This is a genomic window from Bacteroidota bacterium, assembly GCA_037133915.1.
Lineage (GTDB): Bacteria > Bacteroidota > Bacteroidia > Bacteroidales > CAIWKO01 > JBAXND01.
Genome location: JBAXND010000068.1, coordinates 1 through 15,916, shown reverse-complemented (window position 1 = coordinate 15,916; position 15,916 = coordinate 1). Strand labels below are relative to the sequence as shown.

Genomic DNA, 15,916 nt, shown 5'->3' with positions numbered 1-15,916 from the left:
TTAGGACGCCAGGTTTTCATCCTGGTAACAGGGGTTCGATTCCCCTACGGACTACATAAATTATAAGTAATCAGGAGATTAATAAAATGGCAAACCACAAATCAGCTTTAAAAAGGATCAGGCAGAATGAAGTTCGCAGAATTCGCAACCGTTATTATGCGAAAACCATGCGTAATGCTCTGAAAAAGTTCAGGTCCATTAAAGAAAAAACCGAGGCAGGTGAAAAGCTTTCAGGCATTGTTTCTATGATTGACAAGCTGGCAGGAAAAGCCATCATTCACAAAAACAAGGCTGCGAACCTCAAGTCCGGTCTTTCCAAAATGATTACCAAACTGAAGTAATTCACTTCTTTGAAGAGATAAAGCCACCCTCTATGGGTGGCTTTTTTTTTGTCGGCAACAAACGTTTTTGTATCTTGGCTCTAAAAAATTGAGTCTATGGAATACGATGAGCCACGCTTGTCCATTCGTGAATGGGCTGAGGACGACCGTCCGCGCGAAAAATTAGTTTCAAAAGGAAAATCTGCTTTGAGCGATGCCGAATTGCTGGCGCTGTTGCTGCGTTCGGGCAGCCGCAATGAAAGTGCCGTTGAACTTGGGCGGCGTATCTTAAACCGGGTGAATGGCAATCTGATTGGGCTTAGCAAACTCTCTTTAGCCGAGCTCATCACGTTTAAAGGCGTAGGAGAGGCAAAGGCAATAGCCATACTAGCAGCCTTAGAGTTAGGTCGTCGTCGCCGCGAAGCAGAGGTGGAGGAGCGCAAAGCCATTGTTACCAGCCGTGATGTGTTTGAGTTCATGCAAAGCAACCTGTCGGATATCGGGCATGAGGAGTTTTGGGTACTGCTGCTCAGCCGTTCCAATAAAATTATAAAAAAAATCCCCATCAGCGAAGGCGGTCTGACGGGTACCGTTGCCGATCCGCGGCGGATTTTCAGGGCTGCGGTAGAGCATGGTTGTTGTTCCATGATATTATGCCATAATCATCCAAGCGGCAATGTGCAGCCGAGTGATGCCGACATTAAGCTTACGCGCAAATTGAAAGATGCGGGTACCCTGCTCGACATCACCGTTCTTGATCATGTGATTTGCGGTGAAGAAAATTTTTTCAGTTTTGCGGATGAAGGAATGATGTGATGTGTGACGTTTTAGATGAAATACGTTTGTTTCCATCTTCATCCAAAATATTTTATTATTTTTATCCGGAACTTTTTGAAATCATCCTGCCCATGACAAATTATTACATTCTTGCAATAAATCCGGGTTCAACATCGACCAAAATCGCTGTTTACGAAAATAATAAACTCCATTATCTGCGTAATATCAAACACGAAATGGACGAGCTGGCGCATTTCGAAAAAATCGCTGACCAATACGAATTCCGTAAAAATATTATTGTTGAACAACTTAACGAAGCCGGCATTCCGCTCGACACCATCAGTCTGGTAATGGGTCGCGGTGGATTGCTCAAACCCGTTGAAGGCGGCGTTTACACGGTAAATGAAAAAATGATTCGCGATATCAAGAATCCCATGGGCGAACACGAATCGAATCTTGGCGGTTATATCGCTTATGAGATAGCGAAAGAAATCGGCAAGGGCGTGGGCGCTTACATTGTTGATCCGACCTGCCTCGATGAAATGGAAGAAATAGCCCGTATTTCGGGACTTCCCGAATTGCCTCGCCGCAGTTTTCTGCATGCACTGAATCAGAAAGCCGTTGCACGCCGCTTTGCGCGCGAGAATGGTAAAAAATATGAAGAAATGAATTTAATTGTTGCGCATATGGGTGGGGGCACATCTGTTGGTGCGCATTGCAAAGGACGCATTATTGATACGAATAACGGACTTAATGGCGACGGACCTTTCTCGCCCGAGCGCACCGGAAGCCTTCCAATGGGGCAGTTCGCTGAATTGTGCTTCTCGGGAAAATTCACGCATGACGATATCAAGAAAAAAATAAAAGGCAAAGGCGGACTCATTGCATATCTCGGAACCAACAATGCTGTGGATATTGAAGAGCGTATTGAGAAAGGCGATACAAAAGCTGAACTCGTTTATCGGGCCATGGCGTATCAGGTGGCTAAAGAAATTGGCGCTATGGCCACCGTACTTAAAGGAGAAGTGGATGCCATTCTTCTTACAGGAGGCATAGCTTTTGGCAAAATGATTATTGATGAAATCAGCGAACGAGTTCAGCACATCGCACCCGTGATTACCTTCCCGGGCGAAGACGAGATGGAAGCGCTTGCATTTAACGGATACCTTGTACTTACAGGAGAAATTGAACCGAAAGATTATGAGTAATACTGAAATACCCGGCATCATTGATAAAGATGCCGATAAAATATATTACAGCATTGGCGAAGTGGCGGCACGCTTTGGCGTGAATACCTCTTTGATACGATTCTGGGAAAAGGAATTCGACATCATAAAACCCCATAAGAATAAAAAGGGCAACCGTATGTTCACGCCCGATGATGTAAATAATTTTCACATCATATTTCATCTGGTGAAAGAACGCGGCTATACACTTCAGGGCGCTAAAGAAAAGCTGAAAGGCAACAAAGTTGAGGTTGCGGGCAGTATGGAAATTGTAAAATCACTTCAAAAAATCAAAGATTTTCTGAATGAAATCAAGAGCGAACTATAGTACTTCGTCGAGGTACTGCTGAAGGTATGTGTACTCGGGGGTCAGCTCTCCTTTATGCAGTATCAGTCCTTTTTTAACCGAGCGCGGCAAATCGAGCTCCTCAAATTTCAGTTCATAGTCGGCGTTGGCTATGGGCTTCACAAAATTCACCAGCACATCGGCAAAACCATTTGATGAATCACGCGGAAGTTCGCTTGGCAGGATATCAACGGCCATTATCAGCAGCCCTTCGCCGCGGTGTCCCATAGTTGGCTCACGTGTGAACGGATTATAGACGAACAACGGATCTTCAATATACGTTCCTTTGTGGGTGCATTCCACTGATCCATCGGGGTCGCAGGTAATGTCGCCGATTATCTTCAGTTTGGGATTTCCTTTGGTGTAAAGCTTTTCGAGATAATCTTTAGTTACAATGCGCGGATAACGAGGATCCCAGTACATGCAATTCATAAGTACCGACAGATGCGGAATGTATTTCTCAAATTTTCCTTTGTAATCCTGAGGGTTCGCATAATAATCCTGAAGGTCAAATTCCTTCGTAGAATCAATGGGTTCAGCAAGATCTTCTTCCTTAAAAATAACTTTATAGATGAGATTATTGGGCAGTTGGTGCCTGCTTTTCAGATGCAGCAGCTTTTCGGGTGATATTTCTTTTACGGGCAATAACCCGAGAATTTCCTGTGCGCCGATGGAAACATTGCCGTATCCGGTGAAGCCAACGGTGAATGGAACCAAATCTTCGGGAATGCCTTTTTCGGCAATCAACTGACCAACGGCCATAATATCTTCGCGCGCTTCTTTCAGCGAATGATAATGATGAGCCTGTTTTATCTTAAGCAATTTGGAATCGTAGCCATGTTCTTTTAAGCGCATGCCGAGTGCCCACATGGTATTGATCATGCCTGCAAGTCCGGCGTAGCGACCGAAAAAGATAAGGCGTTTTCCCTGTTCGTCAATGATGCGTTCGTAATCTATCAGGTTGCATTTTAATTCCATCATACGCCTGAGCATGGGCATATTGTATGGCTGACCTTTGATAACGTGCGAAAAGAAAATATAGGTTTTATCGGCTTCGAACGCATGCAGCGGAATTTCTTTCACGCCAAATATTACCGAGCATTTTTTCAGGTCCTTATGAATCTTTGCTCCTGCTTTGGTGTATTCTTCTTCTTTAAAAACGCGCTTATCGGAAGACTGAATGATGAAATCAAGTTTATGGTGGTGGATGAGCCAAGCTACATGCTTTGGTGTGAGCGGTGCGCGGCGCTCCATCAGGTATTTGTCTTCGTGTCTTATGCCAATAAAATTGCTCATGGTGTTATTACTTAAATAGTTTTATTCTTAAACGGTTTATCCGGCCAAATCATACATATCTTCAATCCACTGCTTAAAACGTATCTTTTTACTTATTACCTATTACCTATAACTTCTTCTGTTGTATCCCTTATCATCAAAAGGCTGTATCGCTTCGATGACTATTTCTTCAAGTGCTTTAAGCTCTTTATTTATATCCAACGTACTGTCGTCTTCCTGTTTGAGCTCTTCAAGAATCTCGTACACAAAATTATCGGCGCCAAATTCCCTCCAGTCATTTTGCAGCTCGCTGTTTGCATGCATTCCATTATTCAGCTGCAATTTTTGAGCGTGCCATATTGCTGTAAGATCGGTGCTGTGACCTATAAAAACCTTACCATTTGCACCGTTCTTAATTTGGAATACGCCCATTTTGAACTTCATTTGCTTGTATTCCTCTTTTAGTTCCTTCCGGGTTTTCATGAGCATATTCGTGTTTAAATAGTGGTTTCAGATTCCATTGCAAACTTATGAAATATACGGTTCGCTTTGAATTGCATTCAAAAATTCAATTTATTTTACCCTAATTTATACTGATATTGACGTTTGTCCTTACTTAATGCGATATATCCATGTGAATAATTTGTTAAATATTATAAATCAGGACATTTCATAGTATATTTTGGCAATTTGTTGTAGTTTTGCAGTATGGAACAAAATAAGAAAAAGACGATAGTGAAAGAAGCGTTCCGCCTGTTTTACAAGAACGGTTACGCCGGTACATCACTGGATTCGATTATTCAAAATGCGGGTATCCCGCGAGGATCATTTTATTACTATTTTGAAAGTAAGGAAGGTCTTGCGCTGGAAGTAATGGATTATTACTCCAATATTTTTATTGCACGTATCAATAAAGTTCTCACAGATAAAAGTGTGTCACCGATTCAGCGTATCGTTAAGCTTTACTCCGATTATATTGATTACTACATTAACAAAGGGAAATTTTATTACGGAAATTTTACCGGAAAAATCGGACAGGAAATTGGCGAAAATTCTGATGAAGTAAGAAAAAAAACGAACGATCTTTTTGAGAAAATTAAACTGGCTCACAGAAATTGTATCGTTGAAGCCATCCGTGCCGGTGAAATCCCGAAATCACGCGATGTGGAGAAGCTGTCGGAAGTTATCCTTTATGCATGGGAAGGTGCCGTAGTGCGTATGACGGCCAGCGGTAACTGCAGAGCGTTGTTTGTGTTCAGAGAGTTTTTGAAAGACAATCTCCTCACCTAAGACATTTTTAATTGGCACGATTTATGAAATCGGCGCTGAGAAATTTTCGTATTTTTACAACAACAAAACTTCAATTATGAGAAAAGCCTTCATTTACTCATTGATGGTCATTTTTATGGCCTTTTCGGTAAGTCTCAGTGCTCAGGTTAATAAATCGGGCAAGGGAACACAAACCAAAACCACCGACAAAACCAATAAAGGCAAAGGAACCGCAATCAAAGATAATAAAGGCGGAACCAAAACGGTTGATAAAACCCCTGTTAATGCCGGAAAAGGAAAAACGGAATTTACACTTACTGAAGTTTCAAAAAATTCAACACCTGTCATTGAACAAAAACAAAACGGCGATATCAACTGGAGTGCACAGTATATTGAGGCACGCGGTTCGTCGGTAGTAGATAACGAACGTTTCAAATTACCGGCGCAGGCTCGTGCCATGGCCATCCGTGGCGCCATCGTAATTGCTCAGCGCAACCTTCTTGAGATTATCAACGGGGTCAATGTAACCAGTGAAACCATCGTTCAGGATATGATTGCCACCAGCGATTATGTTTATACACGCGTTGATGGTCTGGTGAAAGGCGCGCAGCAGGTGGGTGAACCCATTGAAAAAGACGGAATGATTGAGGTAACGATGCGAATTCCTATCTATGCTAAAGACGGCCTTGCACCCATTGTTTACAATCAATTGCCTGCATCAGGAAAAGGCAACGGGCAGGTTCAGATTACTGAAAAGAGTGCTGCCGGTGGCAAAGATGCACAGCAAACAGGTAAAGGCGCTGCTGATAAAAGCGGGACTCAAAGCATTGTTCCCGAAGGACTGGCGTTTAATTTCAACGGTAAAACATACGACCCCGCCATGTTTCCTGTGGTAGCCGACGAACAGGGCAATATCCTGCTCGACCTCTCAACGCTCTATGATCCGAATACAGGTCAGTTTCCGCAGATATTACAAACCACCAAGGATGTGTTCAATCTCGCCGGATTTGATAAAGGCACTGCAGTTATTGATGTGCTGAGTTCTAAAGATGGTAAAATTGTAATCGACAATAAAAACTCCAAAAAATTCGATTGGACAAAGCTTACCAAAGTTGTTTCCACTGTTGGGGACGTTTTGAAATTCGTTCTCGCAATCCTTTAGTATTTTGGTATAAATTATAAATCACAAAAGTTATGAAACAGTTCAGCAAAGCAATTATATCAACACTGTTTGTTGCCGTTTTTATTTGTTGTACCTTAAGCGTAGTCGTAGCGCAAGACACCGAAGTTGAAGCGAAAGGGATGGGCCTCAAACGCGATGATGCACTTCAGGATGCCCTGCGCAATGCTGTTTCTCAGGCAGCAGGCGTGGCACTCACTTCTGAAACAAAAGTGGAGAATTTTGTGGTGATTCAGGATGCGGTATCATCGCGTACATCAGGATACATCACTTCATACACTGTAACAAAAGAAACTCCTTTTCCGGATCGATATGAGGTAACCGTGAAAGCGAAAGTGAGCATGGTACCTCTTAAGGCCGATATCAACCTGCTGGCAAAATCAGTGGGCGGGATTCGTTTTATGGTGATGTATGATGCTCGCAACGTGAAAACCGAAGAAGCCGACAATTATGAATATGCCATAGAACGCGTGAATGAATACCTTTCGGGGAAGAAAATCCGCTACATAGATAAAAGCCGTTTCGATCAGCTTAAGAAAGAAGCGCAAGGCATTATGCAAACCGGTGATACTCCCGAAGAAACGTATGTCCAGACACTGGGATTCAAAGCCGACGCACAATTCATCATCTTTATAAAAAAGATTGGTCTGACCACAAAAAGCGAAGCGTTCGATACCCGCACCTCAACCAAAGTAACCATAGAAGTAAAAGCGTATGACAATTGTACTGCCGAAGGTCTGGGCACCGTAGTTCTTGAAAGTCCTTACAAAAGCAGCCAGTCGGGCGGCATACAGGCAGGAATAGCCGATGCTCTTAAAAATAATCTGGACACGCTGATGTCGGTATTCAATTCATATATCGGCACCTGGGTGAACAACGGAACTCCATATGAACTGAGATTTTACAGTTGCGGTACTTATCGCGATTTCCGCGACCTTCGCACCAAGCTCAAGGCAGATAACGATTTTGGAGGCGATATGGAAATCGTTTCAATGGAGAATTTCACGAAGCTTAACTGTACGTTCAAAAAGAAACCCGACGAACTGGCGGATAAAATTCTGGACTATGCCGATCAGATTGAAGCGCTGAAAGCGAAAGTGCTTGATGTCCGTTTTATTTACGGACGCCAGATTAACTTTGCACCGCAAAATGTCGTGGTTCCCGAGTTGCAGGAACAGCAGAAAAATGCCGGTACAGGCACAGAAACAAAACCCGCGGCCGATCAGGGCAAAGGAACTGCTACTCCAAAGCCGGCAGGCAAAGGAACTCAGACCAAACCCAAGACCACACCTAAACCTGCCTCAACCAAAAAGAAATAATTCAATCATCTAATAACAACAACAGCTATGAAACGTGTTTTAATTCTCGTGTTTTTTATTGCCGTATTTGCTTTACAGACGATAGCGCAGCAGGCAAGTGTTACCGTATTCAGCAAAGAAGGAGAAAAATTCTGGGTTATCGTAAACGGTATCAAACAAAATGCCATCGCACAGACAAACGTTAAAGTTACCGGTCTCGAAGCACCTAACTATAAAGTAAAAGTGATTTTTGAAGACGAAAAACTGGCATCGGTAGATAAAACGGTTTATACAAAAGATGCCGACGGCAAATTCTGGGACATCACGTATATTATTCAGAAAAATCGTAAAGGCGTTTATGTCATGAACATGTCAAGTGCAGGAGAAGCCACTACGCCCACAGGTCAGTTTTCAACACAGCTTACGCTTACCGATGCGCAGACTCCAACAACACAACCTGCCGGAAATAATGATAACAGAAACGGCACAAAAACCCAGACGCAGACCACAACCACAACAGTTGACGGTACGCAGAATACCGGCGGCAACGGCGGCATCAGCATCAATATCGTTGACCCTGCAACCGGAGATAATATGTCAATCGGAACAGGAATAGGTGCTAACGGAACTCAGACAAAAACAACGACCACTGTTACTACTACAACAACGGGCGGTGCTGCGCAAACACAAACCCAGACACAAAATCAGACTCAGCCTCAAAATCAAACAAGGCAAACCGAACCTGTAAAGGCCGATCATTATGTAATGCCCGGCTACAACGGAAAAATTGGCTGCGCGTGGCCTATGGCCGGTACCGATTTTGATGCGGCCAAAAAATCCATCACATCCAAAACATTTGAAGATTCAAAACTGACGGTAGCCAAGCAAATTGTTGGTGCAAACTGCATTACAGCCGCACAGGTAAAAGAAGTGATGTTGCTTTTCAGCTTTGAAGATACCCGACTTCAGTTTGCCAAATTTGCCTACCCGTACACCTATGATCAGGGCAATTATTTCAAGGTAAATGATGCATTTTCATTCGAAAGTACGATTGACGAATTGAACGAGTTTCTGAATACTCAGAAGCGATAGATATCACTGTTAAAAAGAAATTAGAAAAGCTGCCCCAAAAGGGTGGCTTTTTTATTGAGTTATTGAGTCTTCGCCTCGATATTTATTATAAATTTGCACGGAATTGAAAAAAATTCAAGTCTTTAACTTAGATAAACAACACTTATAATTAAAGGAATTATCAAAATGGCAAAAGAAAAGATCAAAAAGTACGTGTTTTTTTTCGGTGGAAAAAAATCTGACGGTACTGCCGAGATGAAAAATCTTCTTGGTGGCAAAGGTGCTAACCTTGCCGAAATGGTGAACATTGGATTACCGGTACCTGCCGGTTTTACTATTTCAACCGAAGTATGTACACTCTACTACGACAACAAGGGTAAATACCCTGCTGAACTCAAAACACAGCTTGCAGAATCCCTTAAAAAAATGGAAGCAGAAATGGGCGGCAAATTTGGCGACAAAACAAACCCAATCCTGGTTTCTGTTCGCTCAGGTGCTCGTGCATCAATGCCCGGTATGATGGAAACAGTGCTGAACGTTGGTCTGAATGACGTTACCCGCGAAGCCCTCATCAAAAAAACAAAGAACCCCCGTTTTGTTTATGATTCACAGCGCCGCCTCATTCAGATGTACTCTGATGTGGTTATGGAAAAAGCTGCCGGAATCGAGCCTAAAGAAGGCAAAGGTGTTCGCGTACAGCTGGAGCAGGAACTTCACAAAATGATTGTGAAACGCGGCGTTAAAGGCGAGACCGAACTCAGCTCCGATGACCTGAAAGAACTTGTTGATATCTACAAAAAGAAAGTTAAAGAAGTACTTGGTAAAGCCTTCCCGGAAGATGCTATGGAACAGCTTTGGGGCGCTATCAGCGCTGTTTTCCAGAGCTGGATGGGCAAACGTGCCATCTCATACCGCCGTATCGAAGGTATTCCCGACGCATGGGGAACAGCCGTTACCGTTCAGTCAATGGTATTTGGTAACATGGGCGAGAGTTCAGCTACAGGTGTAGCTTTTACACGTAATCCCGCTACAGGCGAAAATTATTTTTACGGCGAATGGTTATCAAACGCTCAGGGCGAAGACGTGGTTGCCGGTATCCGCACACCGAACCCCATCAATGAAGTTGGTAAAAGCGAACATAACAGACATCTTTCTTCCATGGAAAAAGCGATGCCTGCCGTTTACAAAGAACTTCATAAAATTCAGCGCACACTCGAAAAGCATTACCGCAATATGCTCGACGTTGAGTTCACTATTCAGGAAGGCCGTCTTTATATGCTGCAGTGCCGCGTTGGAAAACGCAACGGCCCCGCCGCTGTGAGAATGGCTATTGATATGCTCGAAGAAAAACTCATCAATAAAGAAGAAGCTGTAATCAGGGTTGAGCCCGATCAGCTGAATGAACTGCTGCTCCCAATCATCGACCCAAGGGCAGAACTCAAGATGAAACCTTTTGCAAAAGGATTACCTGCAGGCCCCGGTGGCGCAAGTGGTCAGATTGTGTTCAACTCTGTTGACGCAGTGGCATGGGAGAAAAAAGGCAAGAAAGTTATCCTTGTCAGAGAAGAAACCAATCCCGAAGATATCGAAGGCATGAGGGCTGCTAAAGCCATCCTTACCGGAAGAGGCGGAATGACCAGTCACGCGGCACTCGTTGCTCGCGGATGGGGCAAATGCTGTATCGTTGGTGCCGGTCTGCTTCAGATTGACGCTCAGAAAAAAACCATCACCGTTGGTAAACTCGTTCTCAAAGAAGGTGACTGGATTTCTCTTAACGGAAGCAAAGGCTACATCTATGAAGGTTCTATCACCATGATGGATCCTGATACCAAGAATCCGTATTACGTGAAATTCATGAAACTTTGCGACGAAATTCGTAAACTCAAAGTAAGAACAAACGCTGAAACTGCCGAAGATGCTGCAAAAGCAAGAGCATTTGGCGCCGAAGGTATCGGTCTGTTCCGCACCGAGCATATGTTCTACGGAAAGAACGCCGAGAAACCGCTGTTCATACTTCGTAAAATGATTGCTTCCGAAGGTGAGAAAGAACGCCGTGCAGCGCTTGACGAACTGTTCCCGTTTGTGAAAAGTGATGTTAAAGGAACCATGGCTGCTATGGACGGACTGCCCGTAACATTCCGCACACTCGATCCTCCTTTGCACGAATTCGTTCCCCAGAATATCGACGAGCGTAATAAACTTGCAAAAGCACTGAAGGTATCTCCTGCTGAATTCAACAAAAGGGCAGATGCACTTCACGAAAATAACCCTATGATGGGACACCGCGGTGTTCGTCTGGGTATCACCTATCCTGAAATTACCGAGATGCAGGTACGCGCTATCTTCGAAGCTGCTGCCGAACTCCTGAAAGACAAGAAAAAACCCTTCCCCGAAATCATGATTCCTGTTACCTGTGCAGCAACAGAGCTGAAGCACCAGTACGAAATCATCAATAAAGTATATGCTGAAGTTCTTGCCAAATTCAAAATGAAAGAAATTCCTCATATGCTCGGTACCATGATTGAGATTCCGAGGGCAGCGCTTACCGCCGATAAAATTGCGGAACACGCTAAATTCTTCTCATTCGGAACCAACGACCTTACCCAGATGGGATTTGGTTTCTCACGCGACGATGCAGGTGGTTTCTTAGGCGAATATGTCGACAAGAAAATTCTCCCTGTTGACCCGTTCAACGTACTTGACCAGGAAGGTATTGGTCAGCTGATGGAAATTGCTGTTCGCAAAGGCCGTTCAACCAACAAAGACCTGAAAATAGGTATTTGCGGTGAGCATGGCGGCGAGCCTTCATCGGTTGAGTTCTGCCATAAACTCGGATTCAGCTATGTGAGCTGCTCTCCGTTCAGGGTGCCCATTGCACGTCTTGCTGCAGCTCAGGCTGTCATCAAAGAAAAAAATGCAGGCAAACCCAAAGTTGCTAAAAAAGTTGCCAAGAAAAAATAATTTTTCAGGGTAATCAGTAATACGAAAAAAGGAACAGTGATTTATTTCGCTGTTCCTTTTTTTATTGATGTGTATTGAGGGAAGCTAAAAGGTGAAAGCTGAAAGCAGCGTGTGGTTTGCTGAAGAAGGGGAAATGCTCATTAGGAAATTGGATATCACAAAATGTGATATCCAATCGGGAGAAAATGGGCTTGCGCAAACCGCCGTTGGTATTTACTGAACAAGGTGTTGCCATGTTATCAAGCGTTTTAAAAAGCGACAGGGCTATAATGGTAAATATCCAGATAATACGGGTATTTATAAAGATGCGGGAACTGCTTCAATAGAACAGGAAATTTCTTCAATGAAGCAGTATACATATAAAATAATTTTATATCTTTCGGTGGCGAAATGTTTATATGAGTTATACAGACTGTTGATTCACCTCAATATTTCGTAAAAATTATGAAAAGAAAAAGATATTATAAACTGACAGTACTGGTGATCGTAATTCTCTTTACTATGCTCTCCTGTAATAAAGAGAAAAAGTTGCTAAAATGCCCTGAAGGGTATGATTGCGTTGACGATAAAATTGACCTTGGAGCCATTTTCCCAAGACCGCCTGACAGCAATAATAATTTCAATCCCTTCATACAGGCAAGAATTGACAGTGATTCTGCTTTTAGCTGCTTGTTGTATTCAGGCGGGATAAATGTAGATTTTTCGACACGAACCGTTGTTGGACGAATCTATACTTCTGCTGACGCCTATGATGACGTAATGGGGGTAAGCATTTGCATCAATAACGATATAAAGAAGGTAATTGTGACTGCGGTCATTAAATCTGCCAGGAAAAAATATTTGGAAAGCGAGGGCACCCATTTAGTTTTTTACAGCATACCCAAATTGCCCATGGATTATACGTTGTATTTTGACAGCAAAACGTATTGAGAACAGCATCAAATGCAGCATGCAGCTATGGCTGCGCTTAGCACTATTGAATTTCATCATCAGGTATAACCATTTTTCCACCATTTATCTTTTCACTAATTTTGTAAATTAATTGAAAAGAAATAGGTCGGTCAGACCTTTCATATTTTGGAAATCATGAGAAGTTTCAAAAGCAGGATGTTCAATTTTTTCGTCAGGCATGCCTATCTGTTGCGTGGTGAATTTAAAAAAGAAGTATTCACTTTCAACAGTTCCATTCAGGGGTTCAGAGACCGCTGTGAGAAAGGGGCAAACCGCTACGCAAAAATTCCTCATGGCATTACTGTAAAAACCGAGACGATTGAGGGAATGAAAGCCGAATGGCTGCTGCCTGATGGGGCGGATTCCTCAAAGCTGATTCTCTACGTCCACGGTGGTGGCTATGTCTCCGGCTCCTGCAACGACCACCGGGCATTCGTATCTAAATTCGCAAAAAATACCGGTGTTACCTGCCTTATATACGAATACCGGTTAGCGCCGGAGTATCCATTTCCGGCTGCTGTGGACGATTCTGTTAAAATATGGGAATGGTTGCATGCATTCGGGTATGCCCCTGAAAATATCATTGTCGCAGGCGAATCTGCCGGCGGCGGTCTGTGTTTGGCGCTGCTGATTGCGCTGAAAGACAGAAAGACCGGCATGCCTGCTGCCGCCGTTTCCATCTCACCATGGACCGACCTTACCTGCTCAAGCGAATCGTATCACACCAAGAATAAAGTGTCGCCTGCGCCTCTAAACTCATGGACGGTTTTCAGCAACTATTATTGTGGTGAACATGAGCCTGCCGAACCTCTTATCTCACCATTGTTCGCCAACCTTTCAGGATTGCCTCCCATTTTATTGAATTCTGCCGTTAATGATGAACTGTATGACGACGGTGAAAAATTTGCCCGTAAAGCAAAAGAAGCCGGAGTAGAAATAGTTTTCAGAGCGGGACCGGGCATGATACACTGCTACCCTTTAATGGCTCCCATGTTTCGCGAAGCTACAGAAGCGATGGACGAAATTGTGATTTTTGTTCGGAAGCATCTTGATATAATAAGCTAATCAGAATACCTGTGAACTCTCTGTGTATTTCTTTCCGGAAGTCGACTGGAAAAATATAGTGTCCATAATCCCATGAATGAATGTAATTATTCTGTAAACCACTAATAATTAATAATTATTAATTGTTAATTGATAATTGTCCCACCATTTTCTGAAGCAAATCTTCAACGGTCGCCCACATTTCATAAACTAACAAATCTTTAATACTGTTAAATGAATAACGGATTAAAAAATATTGTAGTTTTGAGCCATAAATCACCTAAAAAATATTAGCCATGGGATGCTGCTGCAATGATAAAAAGGACAATAAATGCCTTGACCTGACCAGGTACGGAATTACGGACGCCAAAGAGGTGTACCGCAACCTTTCATACGATGAATTGTTTAAACACGAAACAAGCGCCAACCTTGAAGGATATGAGCGTTGCTTTGTTACCGAAACCGGCGCTATTGCCGTTGATACCGGAGTGTTCACCGGCCGTTCGCCCAAAGATAAATACATCGTTAAAGAAAGCGAATCGGAAAAGAATATATGGTGGGCAGGTCCTAACCGCAAAGGTTCCGACAACAAACCCGTTTCGGAAGAAGTGTGGAAGCACCTTTTGGGTATCTCACAGAAACAGCTCAGCGGCAAAAAACTCTATGTTACCGACGCATTCTGCGGTACCAATGCCAACACCCGTCTGAAGATTCGCGTGATTACCGAAATTGCATGGGCTTCGCATTTTGTAAAGAATATGTTCATCAGACCTACTGAAGAAGAACTCAAGGACTTTGAACCCGATTTCGTACTGCTCCATGCCTGCAAAGCAACCAACCCTGACTGGAAAGAACAGGGTTTGAACAGCGAGGTATTCGGAACCTTCAATATCAAAGACCGTATGGCTGTTGTGGGCGGTACATGGTATGGCGGCGAGATGAAAAAAGGCATGTTCTCCATCATGAATTATTTTCTGCCTTTGCGCGGCATTGCTTCTATGCATTGCTCTGCCAATATGGGTAAGGATGGCGATACCGCTATTTTCTTCGGCCTTTCGGGAACCGGAAAAACCACCCTTTCTGCCGACCCCAAACGCCTGCTGATTGGCGACGATGAACACGGCTGGGACGACGACGGCATCTTCAATTTCGAAGGCGGATGCTATGCAAAAACCATCAACCTGAGTAAAGAGAATGAACCAGATATTTACAACGCCATTAAGCGTGATGCCATCCTCGAGAACATCGTTTTTGATGAAAAAACAGGCAAAATTGATTACGCCGATGGGTCCAAGACCGAGAACACCCGTGCTTCGTATCCCATTTATCATATCGATAATATAGTGAAACCGGTATCGCGCGGCGGGCATCCGAAGAATATCATTTTCCTTACGGCCGACGCTTTTGGCGTGTTCCCGCCGGTTGCAAAACTCAATTACGACCAAACCATGTATCACTTCCTGAGCGGATATACAGCTAAGGTTGCCGGTACCGAACGCGGCATTGTTGAGCCAACACCTACGTTCTCATCATGTTTCGGCGCTGCGTTCCTGCTGCTGCATCCTACCGTATATGCACAGGAACTGGCAAAGAAAATGATGGCTCACGGCTCATCGGCATTTTTAGTGAATACCGGCTGGATAGGCGGTCCTTATGGTGTTGGAAAACGTATTGACATTCCTTCAACACGCGCTATTATTGACGCAATACTCGAAGGAACACTTGCCAATGAAGAATTTGAAGAACTGCCATTGCTGAATGTCAGCATTCCCAAAGCAGTGAAGAATGTGGACAGTAAAATTCTCAACCCGCGCAACCTATGGGCAGATCCTACCCAATGGGACGAATCAGCACGCAAGCTGGCACAGCGCTTCATCGACAATTTCAAGAATTTTACCGATAACGACGAAGGCAAAAGGCTGGAATCGGCCGGTCCGAAAATCTAAAAGCAATTTGTCAAATAATAAGAGCTGCCTCACAAGGGCGGCTTTTTTTTTATAAGAATCCGTACCCTGAGTCCGCCCACCGGCAGATCGAAGGGTACATTGCACGCGTTTCGGCGTTTCGATCCGCCAAAGGCGGACAGGCGACTTACAATCCGTCAGGAGACGGATTTCGGCTTCGCCTCAACTCACGACTCACGATCCGTCAGGAGACGGATTTCGGCTTCGCCTCAACTCACGACTCACGATCCGTCA

General features: G+C 43.8%; 14 protein-coding genes. 12 read left to right on the top strand and 2 right to left on the bottom strand.

The window, feature by feature from the left end:
- Positions 1-86 precede the first annotated feature (86 nt).
- The 4 genes from rpsT (at position 87) to WCM76_15495 (ending at position 2,651) form a co-directional block, all read left to right on the top strand.
- Positions 87-341 (top strand): 30S ribosomal protein S20, encoded by a 255-nt coding sequence (gene rpsT, locus WCM76_15510; protein ID MEI6767038.1) that lies wholly within the window; start codon positions 87-89, stop codon positions 339-341.
- A gap of 96 nt (positions 342-437) precedes the next feature.
- The gene (radC, locus tag WCM76_15505) at positions 438-1,136 is read left to right on the top strand and encodes a DNA repair protein RadC (protein MEI6767037.1); all 699 of its coding nucleotides are present in this window, start codon (positions 438-440) and stop codon (positions 1,134-1,136) included.
- Positions 1,137-1,228: 92 nt separating this feature from the next.
- The gene (buk, locus tag WCM76_15500; protein ID MEI6767036.1) at positions 1,229-2,305 is read left to right on the top strand and encodes a butyrate kinase; all 1,077 of its coding nucleotides are present in this window, start codon (positions 1,229-1,231) and stop codon (positions 2,303-2,305) included.
- Positions 2,298-2,651, top strand: a complete 354-nt coding sequence (locus tag WCM76_15495) for a MerR family transcriptional regulator (GenBank protein ID MEI6767035.1) — start codon at positions 2,298-2,300, stop codon at positions 2,649-2,651. The genes buk and WCM76_15495 overlap by 8 nt, the downstream gene beginning before the upstream one ends.
- On the opposite strand, the gene WCM76_15490 is transcribed toward WCM76_15495, so the two are convergent.
- Both WCM76_15490 and WCM76_15485 read right to left on the bottom strand, forming a co-directional pair.
- Positions 2,646-3,965: a bifunctional lysine ketoglutarate reductase /saccharopine dehydrogenase family protein gene (locus tag WCM76_15490; protein ID MEI6767034.1), complete on the bottom strand. Its 1,320-nt coding sequence runs from the start codon at positions 3,963-3,965 to the stop codon at positions 2,646-2,648. The two genes, WCM76_15495 and WCM76_15490, sit on opposite strands and share 6 nt — an antisense overlap.
- A gap of 102 nt (positions 3,966-4,067) precedes the next feature.
- Positions 4,068-4,427, bottom strand: a complete 360-nt coding sequence (locus WCM76_15485; GenBank protein ID MEI6767033.1) for a GIY-YIG nuclease family protein — start codon at positions 4,425-4,427, stop codon at positions 4,068-4,070.
- Between the two features lie 225 nt (positions 4,428-4,652).
- On the opposite strand from WCM76_15485, the gene WCM76_15480 reads away from it, so the two are divergent.
- The 8 genes from WCM76_15480 to pckA all read left to right on the top strand — a co-directional run bounded on the left by WCM76_15480 (position 4,653) and on the right by pckA (position 15,664).
- Complete coding sequence (locus WCM76_15480) at positions 4,653-5,234, top strand: TetR/AcrR family transcriptional regulator (GenBank protein MEI6767032.1); 582 nt, start codon at positions 4,653-4,655, stop codon at positions 5,232-5,234.
- Positions 5,235-5,310: 76 nt separating this feature from the next.
- Positions 5,311-6,375, top strand: a complete 1,065-nt coding sequence (locus WCM76_15475; GenBank protein MEI6767031.1) for a hypothetical protein — start codon at positions 5,311-5,313, stop codon at positions 6,373-6,375.
- Between the two features lie 32 nt (positions 6,376-6,407).
- Entirely contained in the window at positions 6,408-7,712 is a 1,305-nt protein-coding gene (locus tag WCM76_15470; GenBank protein ID MEI6767030.1) for a hypothetical protein, read from the top strand.
- Positions 7,713-7,739: 27 nt separating this feature from the next.
- Positions 7,740-8,783 (top strand): DUF4476 domain-containing protein, encoded by a 1,044-nt coding sequence (locus tag WCM76_15465; protein ID MEI6767029.1) that lies wholly within the window; start codon positions 7,740-7,742, stop codon positions 8,781-8,783.
- 165 nt (positions 8,784-8,948) lie between these two features.
- On the top strand, positions 8,949-11,723 hold the full coding sequence (gene ppdK / locus WCM76_15460; protein ID MEI6767028.1) for a pyruvate, phosphate dikinase: 2,775 nt from the start codon (positions 8,949-8,951) through the stop codon (positions 11,721-11,723).
- Positions 11,724-12,167: 444 nt separating this feature from the next.
- Positions 12,168-12,653 carry a hypothetical protein gene (locus tag WCM76_15455; protein MEI6767027.1) on the top strand — a complete coding sequence of 162 codons (486 nt, stop codon included), beginning with the start codon at positions 12,168-12,170 and terminating at the stop codon, positions 12,651-12,653.
- Positions 12,654-12,809: 156 nt separating this feature from the next.
- Positions 12,810-13,739, top strand: coding sequence for an alpha/beta hydrolase (locus WCM76_15450; protein ID MEI6767026.1), 930 nt, complete (start codon positions 12,810-12,812; stop codon positions 13,737-13,739).
- A 275-nt stretch (positions 13,740-14,014) separates the two neighbouring features.
- Positions 14,015-15,664 (top strand): phosphoenolpyruvate carboxykinase (ATP), encoded by a 1,650-nt coding sequence (pckA, locus tag WCM76_15445; GenBank protein MEI6767025.1) that lies wholly within the window; start codon positions 14,015-14,017, stop codon positions 15,662-15,664.
- The last annotated feature ends 252 nt before the right edge of the window (positions 15,665-15,916 follow it).

Excerpts from the sequence above, each read along its gene's own strand:
- rpsT (MEI6767038.1), top strand. The coding sequence starts at position 87 with ATGGCAAACCACAAATCAGCTTTAAAAAGGATCAGGCAGAATGAAGTT.
- radC (MEI6767037.1), top strand. The coding sequence starts at position 438 with ATGGAATACGATGAGCCACGCTTGTCCATTCGTGAATGGGCTGAGGAC.
- buk (MEI6767036.1), top strand. The coding sequence starts at position 1,229 with ATGACAAATTATTACATTCTTGCAATAAATCCGGGTTCAACATCGACC.
- WCM76_15495 (MEI6767035.1), top strand. The coding sequence starts at position 2,298 with ATGAGTAATACTGAAATACCCGGCATCATTGATAAAGATGCCGATAAA.
- WCM76_15490 (MEI6767034.1), bottom strand. The coding sequence starts at position 3,965 with ATGAGCAATTTTATTGGCATAAGACACGAAGACAAATACCTGATGGAG.
- WCM76_15485 (MEI6767033.1), bottom strand. The coding sequence starts at position 4,427 with ATGAAAACCCGGAAGGAACTAAAAGAGGAATACAAGCAAATGAAGTTC.
- WCM76_15480 (MEI6767032.1), top strand. The coding sequence starts at position 4,653 with ATGGAACAAAATAAGAAAAAGACGATAGTGAAAGAAGCGTTCCGCCTG.
- WCM76_15475 (MEI6767031.1), top strand. The coding sequence starts at position 5,311 with ATGAGAAAAGCCTTCATTTACTCATTGATGGTCATTTTTATGGCCTTT.
- WCM76_15470 (MEI6767030.1), top strand. The coding sequence starts at position 6,408 with ATGAAACAGTTCAGCAAAGCAATTATATCAACACTGTTTGTTGCCGTT.
- WCM76_15465 (MEI6767029.1), top strand. The coding sequence starts at position 7,740 with ATGAAACGTGTTTTAATTCTCGTGTTTTTTATTGCCGTATTTGCTTTA.
- ppdK (MEI6767028.1), top strand. The coding sequence starts at position 8,949 with ATGGCAAAAGAAAAGATCAAAAAGTACGTGTTTTTTTTCGGTGGAAAA.
- WCM76_15455 (MEI6767027.1), top strand. The coding sequence starts at position 12,168 with ATGAAAAGAAAAAGATATTATAAACTGACAGTACTGGTGATCGTAATT.
- WCM76_15450 (MEI6767026.1), top strand. The coding sequence starts at position 12,810 with ATGAGAAGTTTCAAAAGCAGGATGTTCAATTTTTTCGTCAGGCATGCC.
- pckA (MEI6767025.1), top strand. The coding sequence starts at position 14,015 with ATGGGATGCTGCTGCAATGATAAAAAGGACAATAAATGCCTTGACCTG.